Annotated in this window: 16 protein-coding genes; 14 read left to right on the forward strand and 2 right to left on the reverse strand. The window is 44.3% G+C overall.

The window, feature by feature from the left end; all coding sequences use genetic code 11:
- Positions 1-37: 37 nt before the first annotated feature.
- The 8 genes from recG (at position 38) to R8695_RS06985 (ending at position 6988) form a co-directional block, all read left to right on the forward strand.
- Positions 38-2092 (forward strand): ATP-dependent DNA helicase RecG, encoded by a 2055-nt coding sequence (gene recG / locus R8695_RS06950; RefSeq protein WP_154779982.1) that lies wholly within the window; start codon positions 38-40, stop codon positions 2090-2092.
- A gap of 172 nt (positions 2093-2264) precedes the next feature.
- Positions 2265-2750, forward strand: coding sequence for a DUF6465 family protein (locus tag R8695_RS06955; RefSeq protein WP_118509004.1), 486 nt, complete (start codon positions 2265-2267; stop codon positions 2748-2750).
- Positions 2751-2983: 233 nt separating this feature from the next.
- Positions 2984-3349: a BMC domain-containing protein gene (locus R8695_RS06960; protein WP_118509003.1), complete on the forward strand. Its 366-nt coding sequence runs from the start codon at positions 2984-2986 to the stop codon at positions 3347-3349.
- A gap of 11 nt (positions 3350-3360) precedes the next feature.
- A complete protein-coding gene (locus R8695_RS06965; protein WP_118509002.1) occupies positions 3361-3789 on the forward strand; it encodes a BMC domain-containing protein in 429 nt (142 codons plus the stop codon).
- Between the two features lie 23 nt (positions 3790-3812).
- Positions 3813-4355, forward strand: coding sequence for a EutP/PduV family microcompartment system protein (locus R8695_RS06970; RefSeq protein WP_154779981.1), 543 nt, complete (start codon positions 3813-3815; stop codon positions 4353-4355).
- Between the two features lie 231 nt (positions 4356-4586).
- Complete coding sequence (locus tag R8695_RS06975; RefSeq protein WP_118509000.1) at positions 4587-5969, forward strand: alanine/glycine:cation symporter family protein; 1383 nt, start codon at positions 4587-4589, stop codon at positions 5967-5969.
- A gap of 136 nt (positions 5970-6105) precedes the next feature.
- Positions 6106-6690, forward strand: a complete 585-nt coding sequence (locus R8695_RS06980) for a biotin transporter BioY (RefSeq protein ID WP_118508999.1) — start codon at positions 6106-6108, stop codon at positions 6688-6690.
- Positions 6674-6988 carry a CHY zinc finger protein gene (locus tag R8695_RS06985; RefSeq protein ID WP_118508998.1) on the forward strand — a complete coding sequence of 105 codons (315 nt, stop codon included), beginning with the start codon at positions 6674-6676 and terminating at the stop codon, positions 6986-6988. Before R8695_RS06980 ends, R8695_RS06985 begins: the two co-directional genes overlap by 17 nt.
- 100 nt (positions 6989-7088) lie before the next feature.
- On the opposite strand, the gene R8695_RS06990 is transcribed toward R8695_RS06985, so the two are convergent.
- Positions 7089-7319 carry an alpha/beta-type small acid-soluble spore protein gene (locus R8695_RS06990; RefSeq protein WP_154779980.1) on the reverse strand — a complete coding sequence of 77 codons (231 nt, stop codon included), beginning with the start codon at positions 7317-7319 and terminating at the stop codon, positions 7089-7091.
- 261 nt (positions 7320-7580) lie between these two features.
- On the opposite strand from R8695_RS06990, the gene R8695_RS06995 reads away from it, so the two are divergent.
- The 4 genes from R8695_RS06995 to R8695_RS07010 are packed head-to-tail and all read left to right on the forward strand — an operon-like array spanning position 7581 to position 9700.
- A complete protein-coding gene (locus R8695_RS06995) occupies positions 7581-7976 on the forward strand; it encodes a methylglyoxal synthase (RefSeq protein WP_019161792.1) in 396 nt (131 codons plus the stop codon).
- Positions 7973-8524 carry a 16S rRNA (guanine(966)-N(2))-methyltransferase RsmD gene (gene rsmD, locus R8695_RS07000; protein ID WP_118509074.1) on the forward strand — a complete coding sequence of 184 codons (552 nt, stop codon included), beginning with the start codon at positions 7973-7975 and terminating at the stop codon, positions 8522-8524. The genes R8695_RS06995 and rsmD overlap by 4 nt, the downstream gene beginning before the upstream one ends.
- Positions 8525-8563: 39 nt before the next feature.
- On the forward strand, positions 8564-9058 hold the full coding sequence (gene coaD, locus R8695_RS07005) for a pantetheine-phosphate adenylyltransferase (RefSeq protein ID WP_118508996.1): 495 nt from the start codon (positions 8564-8566) through the stop codon (positions 9056-9058).
- A gap of 12 nt (positions 9059-9070) precedes the next feature.
- A complete protein-coding gene (locus R8695_RS07010) occupies positions 9071-9700 on the forward strand; it encodes an ATPase (protein WP_118508995.1) in 630 nt (209 codons plus the stop codon).
- 7 nt (positions 9701-9707) lie between these two features.
- Here R8695_RS07010 and R8695_RS07015 read toward each other — a convergent pair whose 3' ends face one another.
- Positions 9708-10649, reverse strand: coding sequence for a hypothetical protein (locus tag R8695_RS07015; RefSeq protein ID WP_154779979.1), 942 nt, complete (start codon positions 10647-10649; stop codon positions 9708-9710).
- A gap of 148 nt (positions 10650-10797) precedes the next feature.
- On the opposite strand from R8695_RS07015, the gene R8695_RS07020 reads away from it, so the two are divergent.
- Positions 10798-12249: an aminoacyl-histidine dipeptidase gene (locus tag R8695_RS07020; RefSeq protein ID WP_118508993.1), complete on the forward strand. Its 1452-nt coding sequence runs from the start codon at positions 10798-10800 to the stop codon at positions 12247-12249.
- Between the two features lie 163 nt (positions 12250-12412).
- Positions 12413-13216, forward strand: a complete 804-nt coding sequence (locus R8695_RS07025) for a M23 family metallopeptidase (protein ID WP_167515456.1) — start codon at positions 12413-12415, stop codon at positions 13214-13216.
- The last annotated feature ends 44 nt before the right edge of the window (positions 13217-13260 follow it).

The following is a 13260-nucleotide window of genomic DNA, read 5'->3' on the forward strand; positions in this document are numbered from 1 at the left end:
TTTATCTTGTATATTCTTAATAAAAAGGAAAATTTATATGTCTGAATCACTTCGCACCCTGAAAGGTGTAGGCGAAAAAACTGAAAAATTATTTGCGAAGATCGGTGTTACAGATGTAGAAGATCTTATTCATTATTACCCCAGAACCTACGATGCCTATGAGGAACCGGTGGAGATCCAGACTCTGGAAGAGGGAACGGTGGCAGCTGTTTCTGTGACGATCATCACAGGGGTTTATGTAAACCATGTAAGAAATCTGCAGGTGATCACAATCACAGCAGCAGATCTTACCGGAAAGCTTCCGGTTACCTGGTTTAATATGCCTTATCTGAAATCTGTATTGAAAAAAGGCAGCACCTTTGTGCTCAGAGGAAGGGTCACACGGAAACAGGGCAGACTTCAGATGGAGCATCCGGAAATTTTTACTCATGGGGCTTATGAGGAAATCCTTCACAGTCTTCAGCCCATCTATGCCCTCACAGCCGGTCTTTCCAATAAGACCATCGTAAAACTTCTGCACCAGGTTCTGGAAGAAAAGAAACTCCGGCCGGAATATCTGGCAGATGAATATAAAGAAAGATACCACCTGGCAGACGGTAATTTCGCCCTGTCTGCCATACATTTTCCGAAAAATATGCAGGAGCTGCTTGCTGCAAGACGACGACTGGTGTTTGATGAGTTTCTGTTGTTTATCCTGGCTGTCCAGATGCTGAAAGAGAAGACAGAAGAAGCGCCGAATGCTTTTCCCATGCGCCCTGTATGGACTACGGAACAGATCATTGAAAATCTGCCCTACGATCTGACGAAAGCACAGATGAATGTCTGGCACGAAATTGAACGGGATTTGAGCGGACGGGCGCTGATGTCCAGGCTGGTGCAGGGAGATGTGGGAAGTGGAAAAACGATCCTGGCTTTCCTGGCAATGATCATGACTGCAGAAAATGGTTATCAGGCAGTCCTGATGGCTCCAACAGAAGTGCTGGCCAGACAGCATTTTCAGGCAATGGAAAAGCTTCTTCAGGAACAGGAGATCAGTTCCTGCCATCCGATCCTTCTTACAGGTTCGGATACAGCGAAGGAGAAACGGGAAAAATATGCGCGGATCGCTTCGAAAGAAGCCAGCATTGTCATAGGAACCCATGCTCTGATCCAGGAGAAAGTTCAGTATAATCAGCTGGGGCTGGTGATCACAGATGAACAGCACAGATTTGGAGTAAAACAGAGAGAAGCCCTTACAACCATGGGAAATCCACCCAATGTTCTGGTCATGAGTGCCACACCGATTCCCAGGACTCTGGCCATCATTTTGTACGGAGATCTGGATATCTCCATTATCGATGAACTTCCGGCCAGACGTCTCCCCATCAAAAACTGTGTAGTGGGAACTTCCTATCGCCCGAAAGCGTATTCTTTCATGGAGAAACAGATCAGACAGGGAAGACAGGTATATGTGATCTGTCCTATGGTAGAAGAAAGTGAAGGAATGGATGGAGAAAATGTCCTGGATTATACCAGAAAACTGCAGGATATTTTTCCATCAGATATTAAGATCTCATTTCTTCATGGGAAGATGAAGCCGAAAGAAAAGAACGCCATCATGGAAGCCTTTGCAGAGGGGGAAATACAGATCCTGGTATCTACCACAGTGGTAGAAGTAGGTGTGAATGTTCCCAATGCCACAGTCATGATGGTGGAAAATGCGGAACGTTTCGGACTGGCACAGCTTCATCAGCTTCGGGGCAGGGTAGGCCGTGGAGAACATCAGTCTTACTGTATTTTCATGCAGGGAAGTGATGCAAAGGAAACTTCCAAGCGTCTGGAAATCCTGAATAAATCCAATGATGGATTTTACATAGCAGGAGAAGATCTGAAACTGCGTGGGCCGGGTGACCTCTTCGGCATACGCCAGAGCGGTCTGCTGGAATTTAAACTGGGCGATATTTATCAGGATGCAGATATTCTAAAAGCAGCCAGTGAAACAGCTGCCCGTATTCTGGAACTGGACAGAGATCTGAGTCTGGAACAGAATGAAATCCTCAGAAAAAAACTGACAGAATATATGAAAGAAGATCTGCAGAATCTGGGACTGTAGAAAGTATAAAGATCAAAAAACAGCACCTGATACAGGCTTCAGAATGAAGAACAATCCGTTTGAATGGGGGAATTTTTTCAGATACACAGGTGAAATATTATTGCAAAATAAAGGAAATCGTAGTATTCTATTTCGGTAACCAAAATATTTTACCTTGTAAGGAGGCTATTATATGGCAACAAAAACAACGGCAAAAAAAGCAGAACCTACTACATCCACTGCGAAGACAACCAAAGTTAAAGAGGCTCCTGCAAAGACTGTAGCTGCGTCAACAGACGAAACTGCAAAGAAGGAGACAGCAGTAAAGGAAGCCGCTGAAACAGTAAAACCGGCAGAAAAGAAAGCCACAGAAACTGAGAAACCGGCTGAGAAGAAAACCGCTGTCAGAAAAACAAGGACAACAAAGAAAACAGCTGAAAAGAAAACTGCCACAACCAGAAGAACAACAAAGAAGGAAGCATCTGCTGAAATCTATGTACAGTTCCTGGGAAGGGAAATATATGCAAAAGATGTACTGGAGAACGTAAAGAAGATCTGGACAGACGAAATGGGTAAAAAAGCAGGTGATCTTAAAGACGTAAAAATATACATCAAACCGGAAGAAAATAAAGCATATTATGTGATCAACGGTGACGTAACAGGTGCTGTTGCATTATAAAAATCTGCTGTATGAAGCTCAGAAGGCCTTCGAAAGGTCATCTGGGCTTTTTTTCTTTTGGGTAAGATCCTGTGAAGATACCGTAACATTTTACCAGTTAATCGGTAGATTTTACCTTGACAGGAAATGGCAGGGATAGTACGATTAAAAAAAGGATCAGAATAGAGAATACTGAAAAAAGCTGCAGACGAAGGCGTTGAGCTTTTTTGCAGATTGAAAGCGAGGAAATGTAAATGGCAAATGATCATGGAGAACAGATCAGAATCGTACAGGAGACAGTGGCAGGCAAAGAAATCACCTTTGCCCATGTAATGGGTGGACCGGCTCCTGTCATATATCAGAAACTTGGACTGAACCCGCAGCTGGATTACAGTTCCTCTGCGATCGGGATCATGAATATGACACCTCCGGAATCCGCAGTGATCGCATCTGATATTGCGGTGAAGAGTGGAAATGTATATCTTGGTTTCGCAGATCGTTTCACCGGAACTCTGATCATCACCGGAGAGATTTCAGATGTAATGTCTGCTATGACTGAGGTGGTAGATTATTTCAGAGATACTCTGGGATATGTAGTATGTAAGATCACTAAGAGATAGGAAGTGTGCAGATGTCCGGAATAACAACGAAGGAGCTTCTCGAGATGGTTTTCCATGAGGACTATGAGAAGCTGAAAGGGAAAAAACTGCGTATGACACGGGTACGGGTCCCTGGAAAAGAAGTCTGCCTGGCACATGTACTTAACCCGTCTCAGGCGTGCATTTATCAGAATCTTGGACTTCATATCGGTGTGCACGAAGGGGAGGATCATACAGGGGATGCGGTAGGCATGATACGGTTTACACCATGGGAGGCAGTAGTTGTAGCTGCTGATGTGGCGATGAAAAGTGCAGATGTGCAGATCGGATTTATGGATCGATTCTGCGGGTCACTGATCCTCACAGGAGGATTGACAGAAGTACAGACAGCAGTGGAAGAAGTTGTAAGATTTTTCAGCGAGGTGCTTGGATTTAAGACCTGCGCTATCCACAGAAGCTGAATGAATAGACAGGTGATGGCAGTATGAAAAAAATTTTTCTCATGGGCAGGAGCGAGTCCGGAAAGACTTCCCTGACCCAGGCACTTAAAGGTGAGAAACTTCATTACGTGAAGACACAGTATACAAATACCGATGATGATACCATCGATTCACCGGGAGAATATGCGGAGTCCAAACATTTCAGTGTAGGACTGGCGTGCTTTTCCTTTGAAGCAGATGTGGTAGCCATCGTTCAGGCGGCAGATGAACCGTTTAATCTTTTCGGCGCAAACTGCCACTCTTTTATTATGCGGCCGCTGATCGGTATTATCACGAAAATCGACTCTCCTTATGCAAATATACCCATGGTGCGCCAGTGGCTGATCAATGCAGGCTGCGAGCGGATTTTTATGATAAATAATGTGACCAGAGAGGGGATTGATGAGCTGCTGGAGTATCTGAGCGATGATCTCGAACCTATGACTCTGGAACAGGCGCAGTTTAAACAGAGTATTGGGCTGAACGAATGGGATCCGCTGCCGGAAGGGGTGGAGTATCCGAAGGAAATTGCTTCTTTTGACAGGTAAAATAAAAAAGTGTCATTTTTTCGTTGCGCACTTCATAAATATCCTGTATAATCTTTTTATCAAGTGCAACATAAGAACAGAAAGTACAAAGACGTACAAATGCAGAAAATCCTGCAGATGTGCGTCTTTTTTGTATATCTGGAAGTTTTACAGTAACTTTCTGGTATAAGATTCCGGTATATGAAAAGCACTTAAAAGAATATCTGAAAGAAGAGGAAAAGGAGGAGGTCTATGTTAAATGCAATTGGAAATGTGATCAATCAGATCGATGGTCTGGTCTGGGGATGGTGGATGATCATTTTGCTGCTGGGAACACATATTTTTATGACAGTACGTACAGGGGTGATCCAGAGGAAAATTGGTACAGCGATCCGTCTGTCTGTAAAGAAGGACGCAGATGCAGAAGGTGAAGTCAGTCAGTTTGGGGCTTTGACCACAGCTCTGGCATCCACTATCGGAACCGGAAATATCATAGGAGTTGGTACTGCTATTGCGTTGGGAGGCCCGGGTGCGGTTCTGTGGTGCTGGCTTACCGGCGTTTTTGGAATCGCTACGAAATACAGCGAATCTTTGATCGCTGTGAAATATCGTGTAAAAACAAAGGACGGACGTATGCAGGGCGGCGCCATGTATGCACTGGAACGAGGCCTGAATATGAGATGGCTGGGACTGATCTTTGCATTTTTTGGCGGATTTGCTTCTTTCGGAATTGGCTGTGCAACCCAGGTGAATGCCATTGCCACTGTCTGTAATGAAAATCTGAACATTCCCCCTGCAGTGATTGGTGTTGCAGTTGCTGTTCTCACTGCTCTGGTAATTTTCGGAGGAATCCGCTCCATTGCAAATGTATGTGAGAAACTGGTTCCTTTTATGGCTGTATTTTATGTGCTGGGCTGTCTGATCATTCTGGGACTTAACTACGACTTTATTATCCCGGCAGTAAAAACGATCTGCAGGCTGGCATTTACTCCAGGGGCAGCAGTCGGGGGACTGACAGGAAGGGGCATTATGATGGCAATGCAGTATGGAATTGCCAGAGGACTTTTTTCCAATGAATCTGGTATGGGTTCCGCACCTATCGCAGCAGCTGCTGCACAGACAAGAAATCCAGTGCGACAGGCTCTGGTTTCCAGCACAGGAACCTTCTGGGATACAGTAGTTGTCTGTCTGATCACAGGACTGGTGCTTGTAACCAGTATTATGAAAAATCCGGCCATTGATATGGGAAATATTACAGACGGCGGCCTGCTTACCACTCTTGCTTTCCAGCAGATCCCAGTGCTTGGACCTGTGATCCTTGTGGTAGGAATTATCTCTTTTGCCTATTCTACAGTACTTGGCTGGGCTTATTACGGAGAACGCTGCGTAGAATATTTCTGCGGAAAAAAAGGCCTGATTCCTTATCGGGTTCTGTACATCGTGGTAGCTGCCATTGCACCGGTTATTTCCCTGAATCTGGTATGGACAGTGGCAGATATCCTGAATGCACTGATGGCGGTTCCCAACCTGATCGCAGTCCTGCTGCTGTCAGACGTGATCGTAAAAGAAACGAAAAAGTACATAAATAATCTGGACGCCAGAGATGAGACGCCTATAGAGGTGGTCGATAAATAAAGATTTGCGACAGGATTCAGGAATGATTGTAAACTTAACAATGAGCATAGGTTGACAGTTGCTTATTTCTGTGTTATAAAAAGAACAGTCATTTTTATATTGATGATAATCTTTTTGGGAAAAGGAGTATAGGATCATGAGTCAGTCTTATGCAAAAAGTCCTGCAGCAGAGCGCAGGTTTACAACGAAAGAAATGGTACTGGTAGGTATGTTCGCGGCAGTTCTTGCTGTTATTTCACAGATATCCCTGCCTATGCCAACAGGAGTGCCTATCACCATTCAGGTATTTGGCGTGGCACTTGTAGGTGCATCCCTTGGATCCAGGCTTGGAACTACTGCAACCTTGGTATATGTTCTTCTGGGAGCTATCGGACTTCCGATCTTTGCCAATTTTTCAGGCGGGGTCAGCAGTATTGTAGGCGTTACAGGAGGATATATCTGGGCATGGCCGATCATGGCCTGGTTGTGCGGAATTCGCCCGAAAACAGAGAATAAAACGAAGAACCTGGTGATTTCTATTATATTTGCATTGATCGGACTGCTGATCGTTGAGACTATCGGTGGCCTGCAGTGGCATTTTGTAGGCGGTTCTATGAGTATTCCTGCAATTGCGGTATATTCCCTGACAGCTTTTATTCCGAAAGATATCATTATCACAGTACTGGCAGTACTGATCGCTGTTCCGATCAGAAAAGGAATCAACAATGCGGGAAATCGTTAAGATCCATGGCATCGGACTGGATAAAGCAGGACGCTGCACCCATTATCATACAGAACTGGATGTGGCAGCACTTCTCTGCGGGAAATGCAGAAAGTATTATGCCTGCTATGAATGCCATGATGAGATGGAAGATCATTCATTTGAAGCAACATCAGAAGCAGAACCCTGGCCGGTTCTGTGCGGATGCTGCCGTAATAAACTGAGCCGGGAAGAATATAAAACAGGCAGCTGCCCTTACTGCCATGCACAGTTTAATCCCGGATGCAGTTTGCATGAGAACATTTATTTTTGCAAATAGAAAAACAGTGCCGCTTTATCACCTGCCACAGGCAGTTTGGCGATAAAGCAACACTGTTTTTATTTGCTTTTTTCAGTCAGAAGACTGTTTCAGATGCAGATTAGTACTGCTGTCCTCCCTGGGAACCACTGGACATCTGTTTTTCCTGGGCTTCGATCATTTTCTTGACCATATATCCACCCACAGAACCATTCTGTTTGGAAGTCAGGTTACCGTTATATCCATCTGTAAGCGGTACGCCCAGCTCATTTGCAACCTCGAATTTGAAACGGTCTAAAGCACCCTTTGCTTCCGGTACAGCTGCCTGGTTAGAAGATTTTGTGTTTGACATATCAATTTCCTCCTTGGTTGTTGTTTTCACTTTTATAATTGTTTCGGTGTTACAATGCTAGTATATGAAAACACAGAAATAATACACTGGAAGTTTACGTATTCAGAGGAATTCTCTGGAAAATATTAATAAATTATGAATTTTGTATATGATTCAACTTTTAATTGCACTCTATTTGTTAATTTGTTATAATGTATTTCAGAATTATGAAAAGTGTGAGAATTTCATAAAATAAGATGTGAGAATCGGAGAGGAGACATTATGAACTTAGGTATTATCGCACATAACAGCAAAAAAGTACTGATTGAAGATTTCTGCATTGCATATAAGAACATACTTGCTAAACATGAGGTCTACGCCACAGGTACGACAGGACGAAGAATTGAGGAAGCGACAAGCCTTCACGTGCATAAATTTCTGGCCGGAAGCATCGGCGGAGACAAGCAGTTCATGGAGATGGTAGAGCGTCAGGATCTGGATATGGTCATTCTGTTCTACAATCCTGTTATGATCGATCCGAAAGAACCGGACATCATGAGCATTGTAAAAAGATGCGATCAGTATAATATTCCTGTAGCTACCAATATTGCTACAGCAGAACTTCTTATTTTAGGACTTGCCAGAGGAGACCTGGATTGGAGACTGAATCTGAAATGAGAGTAATAGCAGGAAAAGCAAGAAGACTGAATTTAAAAACGATTCCGGGCCTGGAAACAAGGCCTACTACGGATCGTATTAAAGAAACTCTGTTTAATATTTTACAGCCTGAACTTCTGGAATGCAGGTTTCTGGATCTCTTTGCAGGAAGCGGCGGGATCGGTATTGAGGCACTGAGCCGAGGGGCTGATCTGGCAGTATTTGTGGAGAAGAATCCGAAAGCTGCCGCCTGCATTAAAGAAAATCTTGCATTTACAAAACTGGCGGAAGGTGGTAAACTGCTGAACATGGACGTGCTGCAGGCACTTCGTTCTCTGGAGGGCAAGGGTGCATTTGATATCATCTTTATGGATCCGCCGTATAATAAAGAACTGGAACGTCAGGTACTGGAATATCTTCAGGACAGTACAGTGGCAGATGAGAATACGCTGATCATAGTAGAAGCAGACCTTGAAACAGACTTCAGTTATGCAGAAGGTCTGGGATATAAGCAGCTCCGTTCAAAAGAATATAAAACAAATAAGCATGTATTTCTGATGCGTGCGTAATTACTATGCACTTGTGCGGAGAAAGTGAGAGAAAAACACATGAAAATAGCAGTTTATCCAGGAAGCTTTGACCCTGCCACTTACGGGCACCTTGATGTGATCAGGAGGGCAGCAGTTTCTTTTGACAAAGTCATCGTGGGCGTTTTGCACAATTCTTCAAAAAGTCCGTTGTTTTCTGTGGAGGAACGTGTTAATATATTAGAAAAGGCGACGAAAGACATCCCGAATGTAGAAGTAAAGGCATTTGAGGGTCTTTCTGTGAATTTTGCCAGAGAAAATAAGGCTCAGGTGATCATCCGCGGGCTGCGTGCTGTTACAGATTTCGAATATGAGCTGCAGATGGCTCAGACGAATCGTGTACTCGCGCCTGATGTGGATACGGTATTTCTGACTACAAGCCTGGAATATGCGTATCTGAGTTCCACTATTATGAAAGAAGTTGCGAACTTCGACGGAGATCTGAGTAAATTTGCACCGAAGGAAATAACTGATGCAGTTATCGAGAAGCTTCATGCGGATAAACAGAGAAAATAAGGAGAGTGTACTATGAGCAGCAGAATTGAACAGATTATCGGTGAAATCGAGGAATATGTAGAGAGCTGTAAATTCCAGCCGTTATCTACTACCAAGATTGTCGTTAATAAAGAAGAGATCGAGGAGCTCTTAAGAGAACTTCGTCTGAAAACTCCTGATGAGATCAAACGTTATCAGAAGATCATCAATAATAAAGATGCCATCCTCGAGGATGCACAGTCCAAGGCAGACGCCCTGATCGCAGATGCACAGGCGAAGGCGCAGGAACTTGTAACACAGCACGAGATCATGCAGAAAGCATATGCACAGGCTAATGACACCATCAATGCAGCGAACAAGCAGGCACAGGAGATCCTTGATTCTGCAACACAGGACGCTAACAGTATCCGTCTCAGCGCTATCACCTATACAGATGATATGATGGCGAACATTGGCAATGTGCTGAACACAACATTAGATGATGCAGGTGTGAAATATAAATCCTTTATTGATGCTCTGCAGAGCTGTGTGGACGTTGTAAATCACAACCGTCAGGAACTTGCTCCGCAGACAGCACAGGCAGCAGCCATCACAGGATCTTATCATGATGATGAAGATAAGAATGTAGAGGATGACCTGTTAGATGATCTTGGAGAGAACTAATTTGTTTTCAACGAAGTAAGAGACAGGCGATCATACCTGTCAGTACAGCGTTGAGGCATTTGGACGTCAGGCAGGGCAGAAGACGCAGGTCTTTGTGCAGGATACTTCTTGTCTGTGCAAGGATGCAGGCACCGCCGGATCCTACAGCAGCTGCAGAAAGGATACAGCAGAATCTGAAGGGAAGGCCGGAGTCAGCGATGAGAGACAGTCCTGTAGTGATTTCCGTGAATCCCAGCAGAACATACCGGGATACAGGAGAGAATGGCCAGTACAGGCTGATGCAGCCTGCAAGTATGGAAAACAGGAGAATATATCCCCCAAGCCGGGTGATAGTTTCGAATCCGTTCATAATAGAGACATCCAGAGCGTTGCCCGATAAGGGAGCGGAAGATGTCTCTTTTTTTTCATCATGTCTGTCTGTATGAGGAACAGAACCTGGCAGGTGGTTTCTGTAAATCAGAAGGCGGAAAATCATCATACAGATGAAATCAGACAGAAACAGGCAGAGGAATAATCTGGAAGCAGGAACTTTGTTCAGCAGACAGATCTGCCCCAGGTATGTAATAATAAAAGAAGGACTGGCATTGTTGCAGAAAGTTGTGAGATATTCCGCTTCCCTGCGGGAAATCTTATGGGATTCATACATGTCAGATGCCAGCTTGGCACCCATGGGATATCCACAGAGCATGCCAAGGAGAAACACATATCCACCGTAAACACTTACGCCCAGCAGGAATTCAAACAGGGGCCTGAAAGGAAGCAGGATTTTTTCGATGCTTCCGGTATGGATCAGGACGCCGGTAAGAATAATAAATGGCAGAAGTGCAGGTATCAGGCTGTTCAGCCACAGTGTCATGCCTGTGCGGGCAGCAGCCAGACCTTCCTGAGGGTGGAGCAGAAGAAATACAAGGAGCAGGAGAGTTCCTGCCGTTAATAAAATCCGTTTCATATACGCCTGAGATTTTTTATTTAATCTTATGGTGTTTATTGAAAATAAATTCATTGCTGTTTACACATAATAATATCCTGTGTCAGGAAAGCGAACAGGGAAAAGGACAGCAGCAACAGGTAATAAAATGCATTTTGGAGGTAATAATATGGCAGTATTAGAGAACTGTGAACCGAAAAGAGTATTTCATTATTTCGAGGAGATCTGCAAGATTCCACACGGTTCAGGAAATACAAAACAGATCAGTGACTATCTGGTACAGTTTGCGAAAGACCACGGACTGAAATACGTTCAGGATGAAATGAACAATGTAGTAATCTATAAGCCGGGAACAAAGGGCTATGAGAATGCACCTACTGTAATCCTGCAGGGACATATGGACATGGTATGTGAGAAGCGTCCGGATGTAGAACATGATTTCACGAAGGATGGCCTGAATCTTTCTGTAGAAGGAGATTATGTATCTGCGAACGGAACCACACTGGGCGGCGATGACGGAATTGCTGTGGCATACGGACTTGCTGTTCTGGAAAGTGATACCATTGCACATCCTCCTCTGGAAGTATTTATCACAGTAGATGAGGAAATCGGTCTTCTGGGTGCTGTAGGATTTGACTGCAGTGTGCTGAAGGGAAGAAGATTCATCAACCTTGATTCCGAAGCAGAAGGAAGTCTCTGGATCAGCTGCGCAGGAGGACTCAGCGGAGTCAGCCACCTTCCTGTAGCCAGAGTGGAAGCCAAAGGACAGAAACTGAATGTAAAGATCGCAGGTCTTATGGGCGGACATTCCGGAGCTGAAATTGATAAAAACCGTGCAAATGCCAACGCTCTTCTGGGAACTTTCCTGTATGGACTGAAGAAAAAAGCAGACTATGAGCTGATCAGCGTGCAGGGTGGACAGAAGGACAATGCGATCACCAGAGAGTCTGTGGCAGAACTTCTGACAGATGCTGAGAATGCAGAAACTGTAAAAGCATATGCTGTTCAGATGCAGGAAGCATGGAGAGAAGAATACGCAGGAACAGATGAAGGGATCACAGTACAGGTGACTGACGAAGGTGAGAAAGAAGTCAGGGTTCTTCATCCAACCAGCAAAGAAAAAGTGGTATTCTACCTGATGAATGTACCTTACGGTATCCGTAAGATGAGTGGAACCATTTCCGGACTGGTAGAGACATCTTCCAATATCGGAATCCTGACTACGTCTGAAGATGAAGTTATGGCAAGCTCCAGCATTCGAAGCTCTGTGGAGACAGCACGTGATGCGCTGTCTGATAAGATCGAATACCTGACAGAATTCCTTGGCGGAGAATATGAGAGACAGGGTGTTTATCCTGCATGGGAATACCGCAAGGAATCACCTCTTCGTGATAAGATGGTAGAGATCTATGAAGAAATGTACGGAGAGAAGCCAAACGTAGTAGCCATTCATGCAGGACTGGAATGCGGTCTGTTCTATAAGAAGATGGACAATCTGGACTGTGTTTCCCTGGGACCGGATATGAAGGATATTCATACATCAGAAGAAGTTCTCAGTATTTCTTCCACAGAACGTGTATGGAAGTATCTGGTAAAAGTTCTCGAAGCATTAAAAGACTGATCCGCAACATAAAAACAAAATTATAAGCAAAATTATAAGCAGGTCTCCTGTTTCTGAAAGAACAGGAAGGCCTGCTTCTTTTTTTGAAACCAATTCTGAAACCGGTTCTAAAACCATTTCACCTCGCATATAGTATTATCAGAATGCCGGGGAGTTTTGGGCTATGCGTAAAAATATTCTGATCCTGTGTGTGATGATTCCCATACTGGTGATAATGACAGATATCCTGATGAAAAGAAGCCAGGTATCCTGCCTGTCCGAAAATACCTGTGAAACAGCAGAATTCAGGGAACAGCATCTGTCGGGGAGGCTTTATGAGGAACTGTCAGGTTCCGGGAATTTCGCAGATGATCTTACAGTGACCATGCTCCACGGGAAATTCTCTCCCGATGAAATATGGACAGATTCTGTCCTGTACAGAAAATACAAACCAACGGAATACTTCCGGCTGAGAAAAGCTTATCAGGCAGTGTGGCTTGATCTGAAATACTTTCCCATAGCGGATAACGGACATTCCGGAGATAAAATAAGTTTCGAAAATACTTACGGAGCGCCCAGGACTTACGGCGGGCGGCGGATTCATGAAGGCTGTGACCTTTTCGGTGAGAAGAAGCAGTCCGGCTATTATCCTGTCCTTTCCATGACAGACGGAACTGTGGAAAAGATCGGATGGCTTCCATTAGGAGGTTACAGGATCGGTATTCGCGCTTCTTACGGCGGGTACTTTTATTATGCACATCTGTCCGGCTATGAGAAGGAATTTAAAGAAGGCGATCCGGTAGAAGCAGGGGAGATCCTGGGATATATGGGGAATACTGGATACGGAGAAGAAGGAACTGCTGCCATGTTTCCGGTACATCTTCACCTGGGAATTTATATTGAAACACCAAACCATAAAGAATTGAGCGTGAACCCATACTGGGTCCTGAAAGCTATTTCTAAAAAAATCAGAAACTGTTCATATTAGCGAGATATTTTTTTAAATCTATGCTATAATAACAAAATGTATGA

It is taken from the genome of Blautia luti, assembly GCF_033096465.1.
GTDB lineage: Bacteria > Bacillota > Clostridia > Lachnospirales > Lachnospiraceae > Blautia_A > Blautia_A luti.

Excerpts from the sequence above, each read along its gene's own strand:
- R8695_RS06965 (WP_118509002.1), top strand. The coding sequence starts at position 3,361 with ATGTCCGGAATAACAACGAAGGAGCTTCTCGAGATGGTTTTCCATGAG.
- R8695_RS06995 (WP_019161792.1), top strand. The coding sequence starts at position 7,581 with ATGAACTTAGGTATTATCGCACATAACAGCAAAAAAGTACTGATTGAA.
- R8695_RS07020 (WP_118508993.1), top strand. The coding sequence starts at position 10,798 with ATGGCAGTATTAGAGAACTGTGAACCGAAAAGAGTATTTCATTATTTC.
- R8695_RS06960 (WP_118509003.1), top strand. The coding sequence starts at position 2,984 with ATGGCAAATGATCATGGAGAACAGATCAGAATCGTACAGGAGACAGTG.
- R8695_RS06990 (WP_154779980.1), bottom strand. The coding sequence starts at position 7,319 with ATGTCAAACACAAAATCTTCTAACCAGGCAGCTGTACCGGAAGCAAAG.
- coaD (WP_118508996.1), top strand. The coding sequence starts at position 8,564 with ATGAAAATAGCAGTTTATCCAGGAAGCTTTGACCCTGCCACTTACGGG.
- R8695_RS06985 (WP_118508998.1), top strand. The coding sequence starts at position 6,674 with ATGCGGGAAATCGTTAAGATCCATGGCATCGGACTGGATAAAGCAGGA.
- R8695_RS07025 (WP_167515456.1), top strand. The coding sequence starts at position 12,413 with ATGCGTAAAAATATTCTGATCCTGTGTGTGATGATTCCCATACTGGTG.
- R8695_RS06980 (WP_118508999.1), top strand. The coding sequence starts at position 6,106 with ATGAGTCAGTCTTATGCAAAAAGTCCTGCAGCAGAGCGCAGGTTTACA.
- R8695_RS07010 (WP_118508995.1), top strand. The coding sequence starts at position 9,071 with ATGAGCAGCAGAATTGAACAGATTATCGGTGAAATCGAGGAATATGTA.
- R8695_RS07015 (WP_154779979.1), bottom strand. The coding sequence starts at position 10,649 with ATGAAACGGATTTTATTAACGGCAGGAACTCTCCTGCTCCTTGTATTT.
- rsmD (WP_118509074.1), top strand. The coding sequence starts at position 7,973 with ATGAGAGTAATAGCAGGAAAAGCAAGAAGACTGAATTTAAAAACGATT.
- R8695_RS06975 (WP_118509000.1), top strand. The coding sequence starts at position 4,587 with ATGTTAAATGCAATTGGAAATGTGATCAATCAGATCGATGGTCTGGTC.
- R8695_RS06970 (WP_154779981.1), top strand. The coding sequence starts at position 3,813 with ATGAAAAAAATTTTTCTCATGGGCAGGAGCGAGTCCGGAAAGACTTCC.
- R8695_RS06955 (WP_118509004.1), top strand. The coding sequence starts at position 2,265 with ATGGCAACAAAAACAACGGCAAAAAAAGCAGAACCTACTACATCCACT.
- recG (WP_154779982.1), top strand. The coding sequence starts at position 38 with ATGTCTGAATCACTTCGCACCCTGAAAGGTGTAGGCGAAAAAACTGAA.